General features: G+C 60.2%; 16 protein-coding genes and 1 tRNA gene. 9 read left to right on the top strand and 8 right to left on the bottom strand.

Features of this window, described 5'->3' with window-relative positions; genetic code table 11:
- Positions 1-11 precede the first annotated feature (11 nt).
- Positions 12-1,340 (top strand): OprD family porin, encoded by a 1,329-nt coding sequence (locus HX818_RS12005; RefSeq protein ID WP_177020166.1) that lies wholly within the window; start codon positions 12-14, stop codon positions 1,338-1,340.
- Positions 1,341-1,467: 127 nt separating this feature from the next.
- On the opposite strand, the gene HX818_RS12000 is transcribed toward HX818_RS12005, so the two are convergent.
- A complete protein-coding gene (locus HX818_RS12000; protein WP_003219642.1) occupies positions 1,468-1,926 on the bottom strand; it encodes an Hsp20 family protein in 459 nt (152 codons plus the stop codon).
- Positions 1,927-2,288: 362 nt separating this feature from the next.
- Between HX818_RS12000 and HX818_RS11995 the strand changes: the two genes are divergently transcribed.
- Positions 2,289-3,200 (top strand): bifunctional GNAT family N-acetyltransferase/nucleoside diphosphate kinase regulator, encoded by a 912-nt coding sequence (locus tag HX818_RS11995; RefSeq protein ID WP_008431545.1) that lies wholly within the window; start codon positions 2,289-2,291, stop codon positions 3,198-3,200.
- 247 nt (positions 3,201-3,447) lie between these two features.
- On the opposite strand, the gene HX818_RS11990 is transcribed toward HX818_RS11995, so the two are convergent.
- Positions 3,448-3,538 (bottom strand) — tRNA-Ser (locus HX818_RS11990).
- 152 nt (positions 3,539-3,690) lie between these two features.
- Between HX818_RS11990 and HX818_RS11985 the strand changes: the two genes are divergently transcribed.
- From HX818_RS11985 to HX818_RS11955, 7 genes are all read left to right on the top strand, one after another.
- Positions 3,691-4,362 (top strand): Bax inhibitor-1/YccA family protein, encoded by a 672-nt coding sequence (locus HX818_RS11985; RefSeq protein ID WP_003219636.1) that lies wholly within the window; start codon positions 3,691-3,693, stop codon positions 4,360-4,362.
- 89 nt (positions 4,363-4,451) lie between these two features.
- Positions 4,452-4,844 (top strand): sulfurtransferase complex subunit TusD, encoded by a 393-nt coding sequence (gene tusD / locus HX818_RS11980; protein WP_003219632.1) that lies wholly within the window; start codon positions 4,452-4,454, stop codon positions 4,842-4,844.
- 1 nt (position 4,845) lies between these two features.
- A complete protein-coding gene (gene tusC / locus HX818_RS11975; protein ID WP_087693046.1) occupies positions 4,846-5,196 on the top strand; it encodes a sulfurtransferase complex subunit TusC in 351 nt (116 codons plus the stop codon).
- On the top strand, positions 5,196-5,489 hold the full coding sequence (tusB, locus tag HX818_RS11970; protein WP_003219628.1) for a sulfurtransferase complex subunit TusB: 294 nt from the start codon (positions 5,196-5,198) through the stop codon (positions 5,487-5,489). The genes tusC and tusB overlap by 1 nt, the downstream gene beginning before the upstream one ends.
- Positions 5,486-5,821 (top strand): TusE/DsrC/DsvC family sulfur relay protein, encoded by a 336-nt coding sequence (locus HX818_RS11965; protein WP_008431552.1) that lies wholly within the window; start codon positions 5,486-5,488, stop codon positions 5,819-5,821. Before tusB ends, HX818_RS11965 begins: the two co-directional genes overlap by 4 nt.
- Positions 5,818-6,819 carry a glycosyl transferase family protein gene (locus tag HX818_RS11960; RefSeq protein ID WP_102369435.1) on the top strand — a complete coding sequence of 334 codons (1,002 nt, stop codon included), beginning with the start codon at positions 5,818-5,820 and terminating at the stop codon, positions 6,817-6,819. Before HX818_RS11965 ends, HX818_RS11960 begins: the two co-directional genes overlap by 4 nt.
- A gap of 88 nt (positions 6,820-6,907) precedes the next feature.
- Positions 6,908-7,903: a glutathione S-transferase family protein gene (locus HX818_RS11955; protein ID WP_177020165.1), complete on the top strand. Its 996-nt coding sequence runs from the start codon at positions 6,908-6,910 to the stop codon at positions 7,901-7,903.
- Between the two features lie 163 nt (positions 7,904-8,066).
- On the opposite strand, the gene cysG is transcribed toward HX818_RS11955, so the two are convergent.
- Genes cysG through ftsK form a run of 6 tightly spaced genes read right to left on the bottom strand, consistent with a single transcriptional unit; the run spans position 8,067 to position 15,572 of the window.
- Positions 8,067-9,461: a siroheme synthase CysG gene (cysG, locus tag HX818_RS11950; RefSeq protein ID WP_177020164.1), complete on the bottom strand. Its 1,395-nt coding sequence runs from the start codon at positions 9,459-9,461 to the stop codon at positions 8,067-8,069.
- Positions 9,462-10,742 (bottom strand): serine--tRNA ligase, encoded by a 1,281-nt coding sequence (gene serS, locus HX818_RS11945; RefSeq protein ID WP_177020163.1) that lies wholly within the window; start codon positions 10,740-10,742, stop codon positions 9,462-9,464.
- 16 nt (positions 10,743-10,758) lie between these two features.
- Positions 10,759-11,133, bottom strand: coding sequence for a fluoride efflux transporter CrcB (crcB, locus tag HX818_RS11940; RefSeq protein ID WP_008431560.1), 375 nt, complete (start codon positions 11,131-11,133; stop codon positions 10,759-10,761).
- Positions 11,133-12,455, bottom strand: coding sequence for a replication-associated recombination protein A (locus tag HX818_RS11935; protein WP_177020162.1), 1,323 nt, complete (start codon positions 12,453-12,455; stop codon positions 11,133-11,135). The genes crcB and HX818_RS11935 overlap by 1 nt, the downstream gene beginning before the upstream one ends.
- Before the next feature lie 27 nt (positions 12,456-12,482).
- On the bottom strand, positions 12,483-13,106 hold the full coding sequence (lolA, locus tag HX818_RS11930; protein ID WP_016975527.1) for an outer membrane lipoprotein chaperone LolA: 624 nt from the start codon (positions 13,104-13,106) through the stop codon (positions 12,483-12,485).
- A 57-nt stretch (positions 13,107-13,163) separates the two neighbouring features.
- Entirely contained in the window at positions 13,164-15,572 is a 2,409-nt protein-coding gene (ftsK, locus tag HX818_RS11925) for a DNA translocase FtsK (RefSeq protein WP_003219614.1), read from the bottom strand.
- Positions 15,573-15,929 lie beyond the last annotated feature (357 nt).

Genomic DNA, 15,929 nt, shown 5'->3' with positions numbered 1-15,929 from the left:
AGCAAAATATAATGAAAAAACGTCAACCGTTACTTCAGCTCAATACCTTGGCCGTGGCGCTGGCATTTGCCTTGCCGGCCATGAGCTATGCCAGCGATCAGTCCGACTCCAAGGGCTTTGTCGCCGACAGCAGCTTGAATATCCTCAACCGCAACGTGTTCTGGAACCAGAACGGAAGCAGCGCCCACACCCGTGACTGGAGCCAGGCGCTGATGGCAACCTACAGCTCGGGCTTCACTCAAGGCACCATTGGCATCGGCATTGATGCGTTTGCCGACCTGGCGTTGCGCATCGACGGGGACACCGACCGCGCCGGTGGCCCGAACATACCGTCCGACGCCAATGGCAATCCGGATCATGGCTTCGCGAAGGCCGGTGGTGACGTCAAGTTCCGTATTTCCAATACCACGCTCAAGGTCGGCGACTTGCAACCCACGTCGCCGGTGTTTGCCACCGCCGATAACTACCTGATGCCCCAGACCGCATCAGGCTTCCAGATCGACAGCCATGAAATCACCGGCCTGAACCTGGAGGCCGGCCATTACACCTCCGGCACCGGTAACACCACCACCTCGCGCAGCGGCGACATTCTCGCCAGCTATGCGGGCGTGGAAGCGTCGTCGGCCAGCTTCGCGGGGGGCAAATACCAGTTCAGCAAGGAATTCACCGCGTCGCTGTACGGAGCACACCTGGAAGACGTGTGGAATCAGTACTACGTCAACCTGAACCTTGTTCATCCACTGACCGATGACCAATCCGTGGCGCTGGACTTCAACCTCTATCGCACACTGGACGACGGCAGCGCCAAGGCCGGGACCATCGACACCACCGCAGCCTCGCTGGCGGCTGCCTACACCCTGGGTGCACAGACCTTCACCCTGGCCGGGCAGAAAGTGCATGGTGACGAGCCGTTCGACTACGTCGGCTTTGGGGAGACCAATGCCGGCGTCGGTGCCGGGCGCTACGGCAACTCGATCAACCTGGCTGACTCGGTGCAATACTCCGACTTCAACGGCCCGGGCGAGCGGTCCTGGCAGATGCGCTATGACTTGGACATGGGAGCCTTTGGCGCCCCCGGCCTGAGCTTCATGGCCCGCCATATTCGCGGTGCTGGCATCGACGGTACGCATACCCCCGGCAATTCGGCCTACACCGGGTTCTATGGCGCCAACGACCAGGAACACGAAACCGACGCCGAAGTGAAATACGTCGTGCAGAGTGGCCCGGCCAAGAAGCTGTCCTTCCGCCTGAGGGAAGCCTGGCACGATGGTGATGCGTCCACCGGGGGGCATCTGGTGCAGACACGCCTGATTACCGAGTACCCGTTGAATATCTTCTAAACAGGCGGGAGTGCCCGGTTGATGGATCTACCGGGTACTCTGCGTAGCCAGGTATTGATCAGTAGGCGTTATGATTCCACACACAAAAAAAGGCGCTACCAAGAGCGCCTTTTTTGTTACCGCTGACTTATTGCAAACTAACCTGACGCAGTTCGGGCTCTTTCCCGCTTCCAATCGTGATGCGCTTGGGCTTGGCCTCTTCAGGAACCACGCGCAGCAAGTCGATGCTTAACAGCCCGTTGTTCATCGAAGCACCGCGCACCTCGATATGATCTGCCAGCCGGAACGACAGCCGAAATGCTCGTTGCGCGATGCCCTGGTGCAGATAAGTGACTGCTTTCTCGGTTTCGCGCTTGTCGCCAACGACTGTCAAAACGCCCTTCTCGACCTGAATATCCAGATCCGCTTCAGTAAGCCCAGCGACAGCAATGACAATGCGATATTCGTCATCACCGTGCTTTTCCACATTGTGAGGCGGATAAGTGTTCGGAGCCTCGCTGCGAAGCGCCGACTCAAACAGGTCATTGAAGCGATCGAAGCCCACGGATTGACGGAACAAAGGGGCCAACGAAAGGGTAGTAGCCATCTCAAAATCTCCTGATTAAATCCAAGTGATTAAGTGCGCGACCCGCATTCGGCGTCGCGTGATAAAAATTTATGTTCGCCGGGAAAATTTTCAAGAGGCCAGATAAAAATTTTTACATTTGAGTACCAGCCGGGAACGGCTTGCTCGGTTGGATAGACAGGCCGCCCTCAGGCTGCGATGCGTAGTCAGCCCACCTTTCTCTTGAGTGCTTGCCTGGGTCGGGTTCAGCAAGCGGTGGCTTCTTGGAACTCTCTGGCATGTTCGCCATTACTCGCGGCATGTCTTAAAATATCCGGTTGCCGAAGAACCGCCATGACATATCCATGAAGGGCTTCAATCCTTTACAAATAAGTGTGGTCAAGATGAACAAGCCTTTCATTTCGCTGTGCCCTGAAATTACGCGGGCGCACGCGCTGACGTTGGTGGATTGGTTAGAGGATGAACGCATCACCTGCTATCTGAGCGATTCGCGTCATGTCTCCCGCTCCATTGAGCAAGTCATTGATCGGACTCAGTTGCCGATCCTGACTCATCTATTCAACCAGGGCGGCAGATTCTTTATGGCCTATGACCGGCATGACGCCCCGGTGGGCTTTGTCCGTCTCATCAAGACCGGCTCAAATTGCGAGATTGTCCTGGTCATCGGAGACAGCGACAAATGGGGCCGGAACCTGGGCGCCAGCACGATCCGCGAAGGCATGAAACTGGCCTTCCTCGACATGCGGGCCGAGAAGCTCATCGCCAAGATTCACCCGGACAACTCGCGCTCGCTGAAAGCCTTTCTGCGCAGCGGCTTTATGCTGGAGAGCGAAACGCCGACATTGACGTCATTTTCCATGACGGCGGCGAGCTATTTCCAGTTCTTGCGCGAAGGCGCCGGTGGCGACTCCACCAGGATCTACATCACTGAAATCGACAAGGCCAGGCTCGAGGATCTGATCGCGTTCGAGCAAGGCCCGGCGGTTGTTGAACTCGAACATGAGCTTGAGCGGGCCATTGTCGTCAAGCCGCAGCAGGTGGCGTGCAATGTCATCACGATGAACTCCAGGGCCTTGCTGCAACTGGACGATGAAGAGTTCGAAGTGGCCTTGGTCTACCCTGAAGACGCGGACAGCAACGCAGCAAAGCATTCCGTGTATTCCGACATAGGCACCGCCATCCTTGGCTATCAGGAGGGAGACGCCATCGACTGGCGAATTGCTGACCGGACCCGCCGGATTGAGATCAAGAAAGTGCTTTACCAGCCGGAGGCTGCGGGCGACTTCCACCTGTAATTGCGCCTTTTCTCAGTAACGAATCACGCCAGACAGCGCGCCCGGCTTGGGTGCCTGACTTCTCCAGCGTGAACTGATAACCGAGACGGTTATCGGCGCGTGGGTGAAATAGTGAACCCTACCCGTTGACGCCCACTTTTTGCAGAGTTGCGAAAACTGCCTGAAATGATGCGTTAACGATTGGAGGTGTATTCCTGAACCCCAGAAACGCAAAAGCCCCGCAATAGCGGGGCTCTTGAGTAAATCTTGGCGGGAAACCAGGGATTCGAACCCTGGAGACGCTATTAACGTCCGCCGGTTTTCAAGACCGGTGCATTCAACCACTCTGCCAATTTCCCTTGTGCAACACAGGATTAGCGTAGCTCATCCTGCCTCAGCGGGCGCCATAATACCCGAATGAAACACACTGTCAAACTCTCGCCATAGCTTGTTACAGAGCGTCTGTTATGATCCTTGCGACTGAATGTTTCAAAACTGAAGGAGTGTCGCCATGCGCGAACAAAATTACGCAGTGAATGGAAACGCGCAGGCTGAGCAGCTAGAAGTTAGCCGCGTCCTGCGCAATACGTACGGCTTGCTCGCTCTCACCCTCGCGTTCAGCGGCGTGATGGCCTTCGTAGCCCAGCAAATGCGCGTCGGCTACCCGAATATCTTCGTCGTGCTGATCGGCTTCTACGGTCTGTTCTTCCTGACCAACAAGCTGCGCGACTCGGCCTGGGGCCTGGTGTCGGCGTTTGCCCTGACCGGTTTCATGGGCTTTATCCTCGGCCCGATCCTTAACCGTTACCTCGGCATGGCCGGCGGCGCGGAAGTGGTCAGCTCGGCATTTGCCATGACTGCCCTGGTATTTGGCGGCCTGTCGGCCTACGTGCTGATTTCCCGCAAGGACATGAGCTTCCTGGGTGGTTTCATCACCGCCGGTTTCTTCGTGTTGCTGGCTGCCGTACTGGCAGGCATGTTCTTCCAGATCAGCGGCCTGCAACTGGCGATCAGCGCCGGTTTCGTGCTGTTCTCCTCGGCCTGCATCCTGTTCCAGACCAGCGCAATCATCCAGGGTGGCGAGCGAAACTACATCATGGCCACCATCAGCCTGTATGTATCGATCTACAACCTGTTTATCAGCCTGTTGCAGATCTTCGGCATCATGGGCCGCGACGACTGATCGCAGCTGCATGCAAAAAGCCCGCTTCGGCGGGCTTTTTGTTGCCTGCGGCTTTATCATTGCCACAGGTTTTGCCTTCAGAGTGTTCCATGAAGTTCGCGATTGCGCTTTTTTCCGCCGCCCATGCGCCCTCCTCGCGCCGTGCCTTGCTGTTCGCCCAGGCGGCGCTGGCGGGTGGGCATGAGATTGTGCGGCTGTTTTTTTATCAGGATGGCGTCTACAGCGCATCCACTAACATTGTTGCGCCGCAGGATGAGCAGGATATCGCCCGTCAGTGGCGCGAGTTTGTCAGCGAGCATCAGCTCGATGGCGTGGTGTGCATCGCCGCGGCCCTGCGCCGTGGCGTGCTGAATGCCGAAGAGGCCACCCGTTATCAGCGCAGCGCGGTGAACCTGGACGCGCCTTGGGCATTGTCCGGGCTTGGGCAGTTGCATGACGCCGCCCAGTCCGCTGACCGCTTGATCTGCTTCGGAGGGCCGTGACATGTCGAAATCCTTGCTGGTGATCAGCCGACAGGCGCCGTGGTCCGGCCCCAGCGCCCGTGAAGCGCTGGATATCGTATTGGCTGGCGGCGCGTTTGATTTGCCGATTGGCCTGTTGTTTCTGGATGACGGCGTGTTTCAACTGGCCGCGAGCCAGGACGCCAGGGCCGTGCAACAGAAAGACCTGAGCGCCAACCTCCAGGCCCTGGAATTATTTGGCGTCGAAGAGGTGTTTGCCTGCAGCCATAGCCTCGCCGTGCGCGGGCTGGCCACCTCCGGCAACGCACAGCCGCTGAGCAGTGAACAAATTTCACAGATGATTGACCGTTACGACCAGGTGATTACCCTCTGATGTCGACCTTGCATGTGGTATCCCACTCGCCTTTTACCGACAGCCGGCTGGACAGCTGCCTGCGCCTCTGTGGCACCCAGGATGCGATCCTGCTGTGCGGCGACGGCGCCTACGCCCTGCAACCCGCCAGCGCGCCTTGCCAGGCCCTGCAGGCCAGGGGCGTGAAAGTGTTTGTACTGGCCGAAGACAGCCAGGCGCGTAACCTCGCCGTGCCTGAATGGGCCGGCAGTGTCGATTACCCGGCGTTCGTCCAGCTGTCGATCGACTATGACAAGGTCAACACCTGGCTATGAACACTTTGACCGTAGGTGAACGCACCCTCGAACTGGACAAGGACGGCTACCTCGTCGACCTGACCGAGTGGTCCAGCGACGTGGCCAACGCCCTCGCCACTACCGAAGCGCTGGAGCTGACCCCGGAACACTGGGAAATCCTCGAACTGCTGCGCGGCTTTTATACCGAATTCCAGCTGTCGCCCGCCACCCGCCCGCTGATCAAGTACACCGCCTTGAAGCTGGGCCCGGAAAAGGGCAACAGCCTGCACCTCAACCGACTGTTCAAAGGCACTCCCGCCAAACTCGCCGCCAAGCTGGCGGGCCTGCCCAGGCCGACGAATTGCTTATGACTGATTTTGCCCCGTTGATCACTGAAACCCCTGCTGAGCACCCGTTCGCGCCGTTCGTGCGCATCCTCGGCAAAGGCAAGCGCGGCGCCCGCAACCTCACCCGTGAGGAAGCCCGGGAAGCCATGGGCATGTTGCTGGACGAGAAGGTCGAAGACACCCAGCTCGGCGCCTTCCTCATGCTGCTGCGGCACAAGGAAGAAAGCCCGGAAGAACTCGCAGGCTTCACCGAAGCCGTGCGCGAGCGCCTGAATGCACCGTCGCTCAATGTGGATGTCGACTGGCCGACCTACGCCGGTAAAAAACGCCACCTGCCGTGGTACCTGCTGGCAGCCAAGTGCCTGGCACAGAACGGCGTGCGTATCCTGATGCACGGCGGCGGCGCGCATACGGCAGGCCGGCTCTACACCGAGCAGTTGCTGGATGGCTTGCAGATTCCGTTGTGCCGCAATTGGCAACAGGTGGAAGCGGCCCTTGAACAGGGCAACCTGGCGTTTATTCCCCTGGGGGACTGGGCGCCGCAACTGCAGCGCATGATCGACCTGCGCAACACCCTGGGCCTGCGCTCGCCGATCCATTCACTGGCGCGCATCCTCAACCCGTTGAGCGCCCGCTGCGGCCTGCAAAGCATCTTCCACCCGGGCTACCAGGGCGTACACCGCGATGCCAGCGGCCTGCTTGGCGACAACAGCATCGTGATCAAGGGCGACGGCGGCGAGATCGAGATCAACCCGGACACCATCAGCCACCTGTACGGCACTACCGGCGGCGAAAGCTGGGATGAAGAGTGGCCCGCCCTCTCCGCCCAGCGCCACGTCAAGCCTGCGGCCCTGGAGCCCGAGCATTTGAAGGCGCTATGGCGCGGTGAGGTGCAGGACAGCTACCCGCAACTGGCACTGATCGCCACCATGGCCCTGGCCTTGCGCGGCCTCGGCCACCCGCGGGAACAGGCGTTCGAACTGGCCCAACAGTACTGGGATGCCCGGGACAAATCGATTTAGTCGATCATTAACCCCCAGCCTTTGCGCTTTTTGTTCGAACTCAGACCTTTAGACTGCACTCCAACGCTTATTAGCCAAGGAGTCAGTCATGGGTTTGCTGATCGAAGGACGCTGGCATGACCAGTGGTACGAAAGTAGCGCAGACGGCGCCTTCCAACGGGAGCAGGCGCAACGCCGCAACTGGGTGACCGCCGATGGTGAACCCGGCCCGACCGGCGAAGGCGGTTTCGCGGCTGAAGCCGGTCGTTACCATTTATACGTATCCCTCGCCTGCCCCTGGGCGCACCGCACATTGATCCTGCGCAAGCTCAAAGGCTTGGAAAGCCTGATCGACGTGTCGGTGGTCAGTTGGCTGATGCTGGAAAACGGCTGGACCTTCGACAAGGCCCATGGCTCCAGCGGCGACAAGCTTGACGACTTCACCTTCATGCACCAACGCTACACCGCCGACACCGCCAGCTACACCGGGCGGGTCACAGTGCCGGTGTTGTGGGACAAGAAGCTCAAGCGGATTGTCAGCAATGAGTCGGCGGAGATTATTCGCATGCTCAACAGTGCGTTTAATGAACTGACCGGCAATCAACTGGATTTCTATCCCGAAGCCCAGCGCTCGACCATTGATGCACTGAACGATCGAATCTATCCCGCCGTGAACAACGGTGTGTACCGCGCAGGCTTTGCCACGTCACAAAAGGCTTATGAGGCCGCATTTGATGATGTGTTTGCCGAACTGGATCACCTTGAGCAGCACTTGGGTGAGCATCGTTACCTGGCGGGAGAATACCTGACTGAAGCCGATGTAAGGCTTTTCACCACGGCGATCCGGTTTGATGCGGTGTACTACAGCCACTTCAAATGCAACCTGCGGCGAATTGCGGATTATCCGAACCTGTCGAACTGGCTAAGGGAGTTGTATCAGTGGCCGGGGATTGCCGAGACGGTGGATTTTGCTCACATCAAGGGGCATTACTACGCCAGTCACCGCACGATTAATCCGACGGGGATTGTGCCGAAGGGGCCGTTGCAGACGTTTGAGGCGGAGCATGACCGCGCGAGACTGAGCGGAAAAGGCATCTTGAGCTGACAAACCCTGTGGCGAGGGAGCTTGCTCCCGCTGGGCTGCGCAGCGGCCCCAAAATCCTGGGAGCGCTTCGCACTCCAGCGGGAGCAAGCTCCCTCGCCACAGCAAGCTCCCTCCCCACAGCAAGCTCCCTCGCCACAGAGACGGTCTCGCCACAGGAGACGTGTCAGACTTGCGACTGAGCGCCTTCAAACCACTTCAGCTTCTCACGCAACTGCACCACTTCTCCCACAATCACCAGTGTCGGCGCATGAACCTCATGTTCCGCCACCATGCGTGGCAGGTCAGCCAGGGTGCCGGTAAACACCCGCTGGTTGGACGTGGTGCCCTGCTGGATCAACGCCGCCGGCGTATCCGCCGAGCGGCCATGCTGGATCAGCTGTTCGCAGATGATCGGCAACCCGATCAAGCCCATGTAGAACACCAGGGTCTGCGAAGGGCCCACCAGGTCACTCCACGGCAGGTCCGAAGTCCCGTCCTTCAAGTGCCCGGTAATGAAGCGAACCGATTGCGCATAGTCACGGTGGGTCAGAGGAATGCCAGCATAGGCCGCGCAACCACTGGCCGCGGTAATACCCGGCACCACCTGGAACGGGATGCCATGGGCCGCCAGCTCTTCGATCTCTTCACCGCCACGCCCAAAGATGAACGGGTCGCCACCCTTGAGCCGCAGCACGCGCTTGCCTTGCCTGGCCAGGTCCACCAGTTGCTGGTTGATCTGGTCCTGCGGCACCGCATGGTCGGCGCGCCTCTTGCCGACATACACCCGCTCGGCATCGCGACGGCACAGCTCAAGAATCGCCGGCGCCACCAGGCGGTCGTACAGCACCACGTCGGCCTGTTGCATCAAGCGCAAGGCGCGGAACGTCAGCAGGTCCGGATCACCCGGGCCTGCGCCCACCAGGTAGACTTCGCCCGGTGCGTGGGGCGGCGCGCCGTTGATTTTCTCCACCAGCAGACGCTCGGCTTCATCGCCCTGCCCGGCCAGTTGCCGATCAGCAATCGGGCCCTGGAAGACATCTTCCCAGAACGCGCGACGTTGCTGCACATCCGGGAACAAGCCTTTGACCTGGCTGCGAAACCGCGCCGCCAGCCCGGCCAACTGGCCGTAAGTCGACGGAATCCAGGTTTCCAGCTTGGCGCGGATCAGCCGTGCCAGCACCGGCGCATCGCCGCCGCTGGACACTGCGATCACCAACGGCGAACGGTCGACAATCGCCGGGAAGATCACGCTGCACAAGGCCGGCGCATCCACCACATTGACCGGTACGCAACGACGCCGGGCATCGCTGGACACTTGCGCGTTCAGCGGCTCGTCGTCGGTCGCCGCGATGATCAGGGTGCAACCGTCGAGGTCGGCCTCCTGATAACCACGCAAAATCAGTTCACCGCCACTGCCCTGCACCAGTTCACGCAACTGGTCTTCAATCTGGGGAGCAACCACCCGCAACAACGCGCCGGCGTCGGCCAGCAGCCGGGATTTGCGCAAGGCAATCTCCCCGCCACCGACGACCAACACACGACTGCCGCGCAGGTTATGAAACAGCGGCAGAAATTCCATTTAGCCGATGACCTCAACGCCCGCCATGTACGGCTTGAGCACTTCAGGTACGCGGATCGAACCGTCAGCCTGCTGGTAGTTTTCCAGCACGGCCACCAGGGTACGGCCTACTGCCAGGCCCGAACCGTTGAGGGTGTGGACCAGCTCGGGCTTGCCGGTTTCCGGGTTACGGAAACGCGCCTGCATGCGACGGGCCTGGAAATCACCGCAGTTGGAGCACGACGAAATCTCGCGGTATTTGTCCTGGCTCGGCACCCACACTTCCAGGTCGTAAGTCTTCACGGCGCTGAAACCCATGTCGCCGGTGCACAGGGCCAGAACGCGGTACGGCAGCTCCAGCAGTTGCAGAACGCGTTCGGCGTTGGCGGTCAGGCCTTCCAGCGCTTCCATGGAAGTCGACGGCTCGACAACCTGCACCATCTCGACCTTGTCGAACTGGTGCTGGCGAATCATGCCGCGGGTGTCGCGGCCCGATGCACCGGCTTCGCTGCGAAAGCACGGCGAGTGGGCGACAAACTTGATCGGCAACTGCTTGGCGTCGAGGATTTCCCCGGCCACGATATTGGTCAGCGACACTTCGGCGGTCGGAATCAGGTACAAGTCGGCTTCGCCATCGCGGCTGATCTTGAACAGGTCTTCCTCGAATTTCGGCAGCTGGCTGGTGCCCATCAGCGCCGGAGCCTGGACCAGGTACGGGGTGTAAGCCTCTTCGTAGCCGTGCTCGCCGGTGTGCAGGTTGATCATGAACTGTGCCAGGGCGCGGTGCATGCGTGCGATCGGGCCACGCAGCAAGGCAAAGCGCGCACCGGACATTTTGGCCGCCGTTTCGAAGTCCAGGCCACCGGTCAATTCGCCCAGCGCGACGTGGTCCTTGATCTCGAAATCGAAGGCTTTTGGCGTGCCCCAGCGACGGACTTCGACGTTGCCGTCTTCGTCTTCGCCGATTGGCACGGACTCGTGTGGCAGGTTCGGGATACCCAGCAGGATCGAGTCCAGCTCAGTCTGGATCGCGTCCAGTTCGACTTTGCCGGAAGCCAACTCGCCAGCCATACGCTCGACGTCCGCCATCAACGGCGCGATGTCTTCGCCGCGCTGCTTGGCCTGACCGATGGATTTGGAACGCGCATTACGCTCAGCCTGCAGTGCTTCGGTGCGGGTCTGGACGGTCTTGCGCTGTTCTTCCAGCGCTTCGATGCGCGCAACATCCAAGGCAAAGCCACGGGATGCCAGGCGGTCCGCTACGTCCTGAAGGTTGCTACGTAACAGTTTGGAATCGAGCATGTCGGTCTCTCGTTTATCAAAGTTTGGTCAAGGACAGGCCAGCCCAAGTGGCGAGCAGCCCGCCGAACACGCTGATGGCCAGGTACCCGAAGGCGACCGGTGCCTGCCCGCTTTCCAGCAGGCGTAGCGTGTCCAGTGAAAAGGATGAAAAGGTCGTCAGACCGCCTACAAAACCGACAATCAAGCCGGCACGAATCTCAATCGGCACTTCCGGGCGAAGCAGAAACCACCCGTACAACAAGCCGATGATCAAACAGCCCACCAGGTTGACCGCCAGGGTCGCCGCATAAAAATGCTTCGGCCAATTGGCGCTGACCCAGGTGCTGGTGGCGAAACGCAATAATGTACCAGCGATGCCGGCTACGGACACGGCAAGAATCGTTCTGAGCACTACTTTCTCCGCTGTTTCGGACTGAGCCGGTCAAGTTGGGCAAGGTGATTGAGCTTTTCGCCGATCTTCAGCTCCAGGCCGCGGGGCACCGGCTGGTAAAACGGCTGCGGCTCAAGGTCATCCGGGAAGTAATCTTCGCCAGCCGCATAGGCGTCCGGCTCATCGTGGGCGTAGCGGTATTCATCGCCGTAGCCGAGTTGCTTCATCAGCTTGGTCGGCGCATTGCGCAAGTGCAGCGGCACTTCCAGGGAACCATGCTCGGCGGCAGCACGCAGGGCGGACTTGAAGCCCATGTACACCGCGTTGCTCTTCGGTGCGCAGGCCAGATAGGTGATGGCCTGGGCCACCGCCAACTCGCCTTCCGGGCTGCCCAGGCGTTCCTGCACTTCCCAGGCGGCCAGGCACAGGCTCAGCGCACGCGGGTCGGCATTGCCAATATCTTCGCTGGCCATGCGCACCACGCGCCGGGCCAGGTACAGCGGGTCGCAACCGCCGTCGATCATCCGCGCAAACCAGTACAGCGCACCGTCTGGGTTTGAGCCGCGCACAGACTTGTGCAGCGCGGAAATCTGGTCGTAGAACGCTTCGCCGCCCTTGTCGAAACGCCGGCGGGTGTCGCCCAACAGGCTCTGCAGCAAGTCGACGCCGATTTCGCTGCCATCCTCGGCCAGGTCGGAAGCGTTTTCCAGCAGATTGAGAAAACGTCGACCGTCGCCATCCGCAGCAGTCAGCAGGATCTTGAAGCCTTCCTCACTGACACTCAACTGGCGCTTGCCCAGGCCCTTGTCTTCGTTAAGCGCGCGATGCAAGAGCTTCTGCATCGCGGCTTCATCGAGGCTCTTGAGCACATAGACACGCGCCCGGGACAGCAAGGCATTGTTCAGTTCAAAAGACGGGTTTTCGGTGGTGGCACCAATAAAGATCAGCGTGCCGTCTTCGACATACGGCAAGAACGCATCCTGCTGCGACTTGTTGAAGCGATGCACTTCGTCGACGAACAGGATGGTGCGCTTGCCGTACTGCCCGGCCTGCTGCTTGGCGACTTCCACCGCCTGGCGGATCTCCTTGACCCCGGCCAGCACCGCCGAGACCGTCTCGAAGTGTGCATCCGAGACTTTTGCCAGGAGCCGCGCCAGGGTGGTTTTACCCACGCCCGGCGGCCCCCAGAAAATCATCGAGTGCAGCGCACCCTGCTCAAGGGCCTCGCGCAAAGGCTTGCCGCGGGCGAGCAGGTGTTCCTGCCCGACGTACTCGTCCAGGTTGGTCGAGCGCAGGCGCGCCGCCAGAGGCTGAGCAATCGGGTCACTTCGAAACAGGTCCATGGGCAGCGTTTGAAACCTCTGGGCAGTTTATTCCTGGATCACGTCGGCACCCTTCGGGATGTCGAACTTGAACTTGGATGCCGGTACCGGCTGGTTGGCCTTGACCCCGGAGAACAGGATATCGGTGCGCTGGCCGACGCTGTCAACCAGACGCATGTTGTTGATCACGCCGTTGCCAAACGACAGGGACAGCGTGTCAAAGAGCGTGTCCTTGGATTTCGGCTTAAGGGTGAATTCAATCACGTTGCTGGTCTGCTTGGAGGTAATGTCGAAGCTGTCGTTGATCTTCGACACATCGCCCGACAGCAACAGCGCTGGCGTCTGGTTCAGGCGCGGGTCGAGCTTCTTGATGGTCGCCTGCTCCAGGTCCGGGTCCCACAGGGTGACTTTTTGGCCGTCAGAGACGATGGTCTGCTCGGCCTTGCCTTCTGTGTGCCAGTAGAACAGCCCTGGGCGCTGCACAGCCATCTCGCCGGCGGTTTCCTGCAACTGGGTGCCACCGGCATCCAGCGTGAGCTGGGAGAAGCGCGCGGTCAGGGTCTGGGATTTGTCCAACAGGTTTTTCAGGCTCGCGACGGAAGCCGGGTCAGCATGAGCCGAAACAGCAGTCAGGGCCAATGCAGGCAACAACAGCATGCGGATAAGACGCATGGGAGTCCTCTTAGATTCGGTTGCAAGGCGTGCCGCGTGTTGCCACGCGGCACGTAATCAGTCACGCATCTGCGCTGGCGCAATCACTTCGCGCGAGCCGTTGGTGTTCATCGAGGTGACCACGCCGGCCATTTCCATGGCTTCGATCATGCGGGCAGCGCGGTTGTAGCCAATCTTCAGCTTGCGCTGTACGGCGGAGATCGAGGCGCGGCGGCTTTCAAGCACGAACTGCACCGCTTCGTCGTAGAGCGCATCGGTCTCGGCATCATCGTCGCCACCGCCGCTGCCACCGTCGAAGCCGCTGCCGGCCTCTTCGACGCCGGCGAGGATGTCGTCGTTGTATTCCGGGGCGCCACGCAGTTTCCAGGCTTCCACCACACGGTGCACCTCATCGTCGGAGACGAACGCGCCGTGGACACGGATCGGCAAACTGGTGCCCGGCGGCATGTAGAGCATGTCACCGTGGCCCAGCAGTTGCTCGGCGCCGCCCTGGTCGATGATGGTCCGGGAATCGATCTTGCTCGACACCTGGAACGCCATGCGGGTCGGGATGTTGGCCTTGATCAGGCCGGTGATCACGTCCACCGACGGACGCTGGGTCGCGAGGATCAAGTGGATCCCGGCGGCCCGCGCCTTCTGGGCGATACGGGCGATCAGCTCTTCGACCTTCTTGCCGACGATCATCATCATGTCGGCAAATTCGTCGACCACCACCACGATGGTCGGCAATTTGGTCAACAGCGGCGCTTCGTCGTGGATGCTTTCGCGCTTGTACAACGGGTCGGTCAGCGGCGTGCCGGCGTCCTGGGCTTCCTTGACCTTGGCATTGAAGCCCGACAGGTTACGCACGCCCATCTTCGCCATCAGCTTGTAGCGCCGTTCCATCTCGGCAACGCTCCAGCGCAGGGCGTTGGCCGCATCCTTCATGTCGGTCACCACCGGGCACAGCAGGTGCGGAATGCCTTCGTAGATCGACAGCTCAAGCATTTTCGGGTCGATCATGATCAGCTTGGCGTCATCCGGGCCCGACTTGAACAGGATCGACAGGATCATCGCGTTCACACCCACCGACTTACCGGAACCGGTGGTACCGGCAACCAGCAAGTGAGGCATTTTCGCCAGGTCGGTGATCACCGGCTTGCCGCCGATGTCGTGGCCCAGGGCCAGGGTGACCGGCGACTTGAAGTTGTCGTATTCAGGGGTCGACAGCACTTCGGAGAAGCGCACGATCTGCCGGTCTTCGTTGGGAATCTCGATACCGACGGTGGTCTTGCCCGGAATTACTTCCACCACTCGCACGCTGGTCACGGCCAGCGAACGCGCCAGATCCTTGGCCAGGTTGGAAATGCGGCTGACCTTGACGCCGGCAGCCGGCTGGATTTCGTAGCGGGTAATCACCGGGCCCGGGTGGATCGAATCCACCGAGACTTCGACGCCGAATTCCTTGAGCTTGATTTCCAGCAGGTGGCCGACGGCCGCCAGGGATTCGGGGGAATAATTGAGCTGTTTCTTTTCCGCAGGATCAAGAATCGAGATCGGCGGCAAGGTGCCTTCCACGGCGCTGTCGACAAACAACGGCGCCTGTTTCTCTTTCTGCACGCGGTGGCTCGGCTCGGGGGCCTTCGGCGGCGCAGGGGCAATCACCGGCGGCACTTGCTTCTCGCGGTCCGACATGTGCTTGGTCAGGGCCTGCTCGCGTTCGATCAGGCGTTCCTTGACCTTGGCCTGCTCACGCCGGTCCGGCGTGCTCGGGGCTACCACCTCGTTGACGCGGGTATCCACCTCGCGCAGTTGCGCAACCATGCGTTTGCGGTCCACCCGGGCCGACCACCAGCGATTGGCGGCGCCCTGGAACAGTTCGAGCAGGTCGAGGGTGATCTTGCCGGTCACGTCCATGACCTTGAACCAGGACAGGTCGGTAAACACGGTGAGGCCGAACAGGAACAGCGCAATGAACATCAGGGTGCTGCCCTGGATGTTCAGGGTCCTGCGGGCCAGGTCGCCGAGGCTTTCGCCCAGAGCGCCGCCGGCACCGGCCGGCAGACCGGTAGGTGCGTGGAAATGGATATGGGCCAGGGCCGCGCCGGACAACACCAGGAACACCAGGCCGATCAGGCGCCAGGAGAACAGCCAGCCGCTCCATTGCCACGGCTCGTGACGCTGGCGGAAAATCTGCCAGGTCTTGATGGCCAGCAGCAACGGGAAGATGTAAGCGAAGTAACCCAGCACCATGAACAGGATGTCGGCGCTGTAGGAACCGGCCGGACCACCGAAGTTCTGCACGTCTTCGATCTTGCTGTTGTGGCTCCAGCCTGGATCGTCCTTGCCATAGGTGAGCAAGGCCATCATCAGGAACAGGCACAGCGCGCCGATGGCGATCAGTGCACCTTCCTTGAGTCGGTAGTGCAGGTGCTGGCGCCAGGCGGGCACGACTGCGGCTTTAGGTGTTGCGGCGGATTTCTTCAAAACGGGTCTTTTCCTGCGCCTTTAGCGCGTCCATCTGTTGAATGACTGCAAAACACTGCCCAATCCGGGCAGGTAAAAAATGAACGAGTGCCAGTGGAGCTACTTTTAACACCCTGCTACTGATTCATGAAACGGCGATAACGCCCCAATGGCCGCATTGTACGGGTTTGTGCGCGCGATGCCACGCACTTGGCCCTACGTTACACAGCATAGCCAATGTTCAATTTCATAACGTTCAATTTGAGCATGCATTGTCTTTACTGACAAAGGCTTATGAGCTGTTTTTGCCAATCCAGGCTAGCTTGCCGACCGACGTACGCGATTACGACCACGCCCCCGGCATAGAGTTGCAGAAAC

Origin of the sequence: Pseudomonas sp. F9001, assembly GCF_013385435.1 — a bacterium.
In the GTDB taxonomy this organism is placed as follows: Bacteria; Pseudomonadota; Gammaproteobacteria; order Pseudomonadales; family Pseudomonadaceae; genus Aquipseudomonas.
The sequence above is the reverse complement of the archived record's forward strand: the minus strand, read 5'-3'. Positions and strand labels throughout refer to the sequence as shown.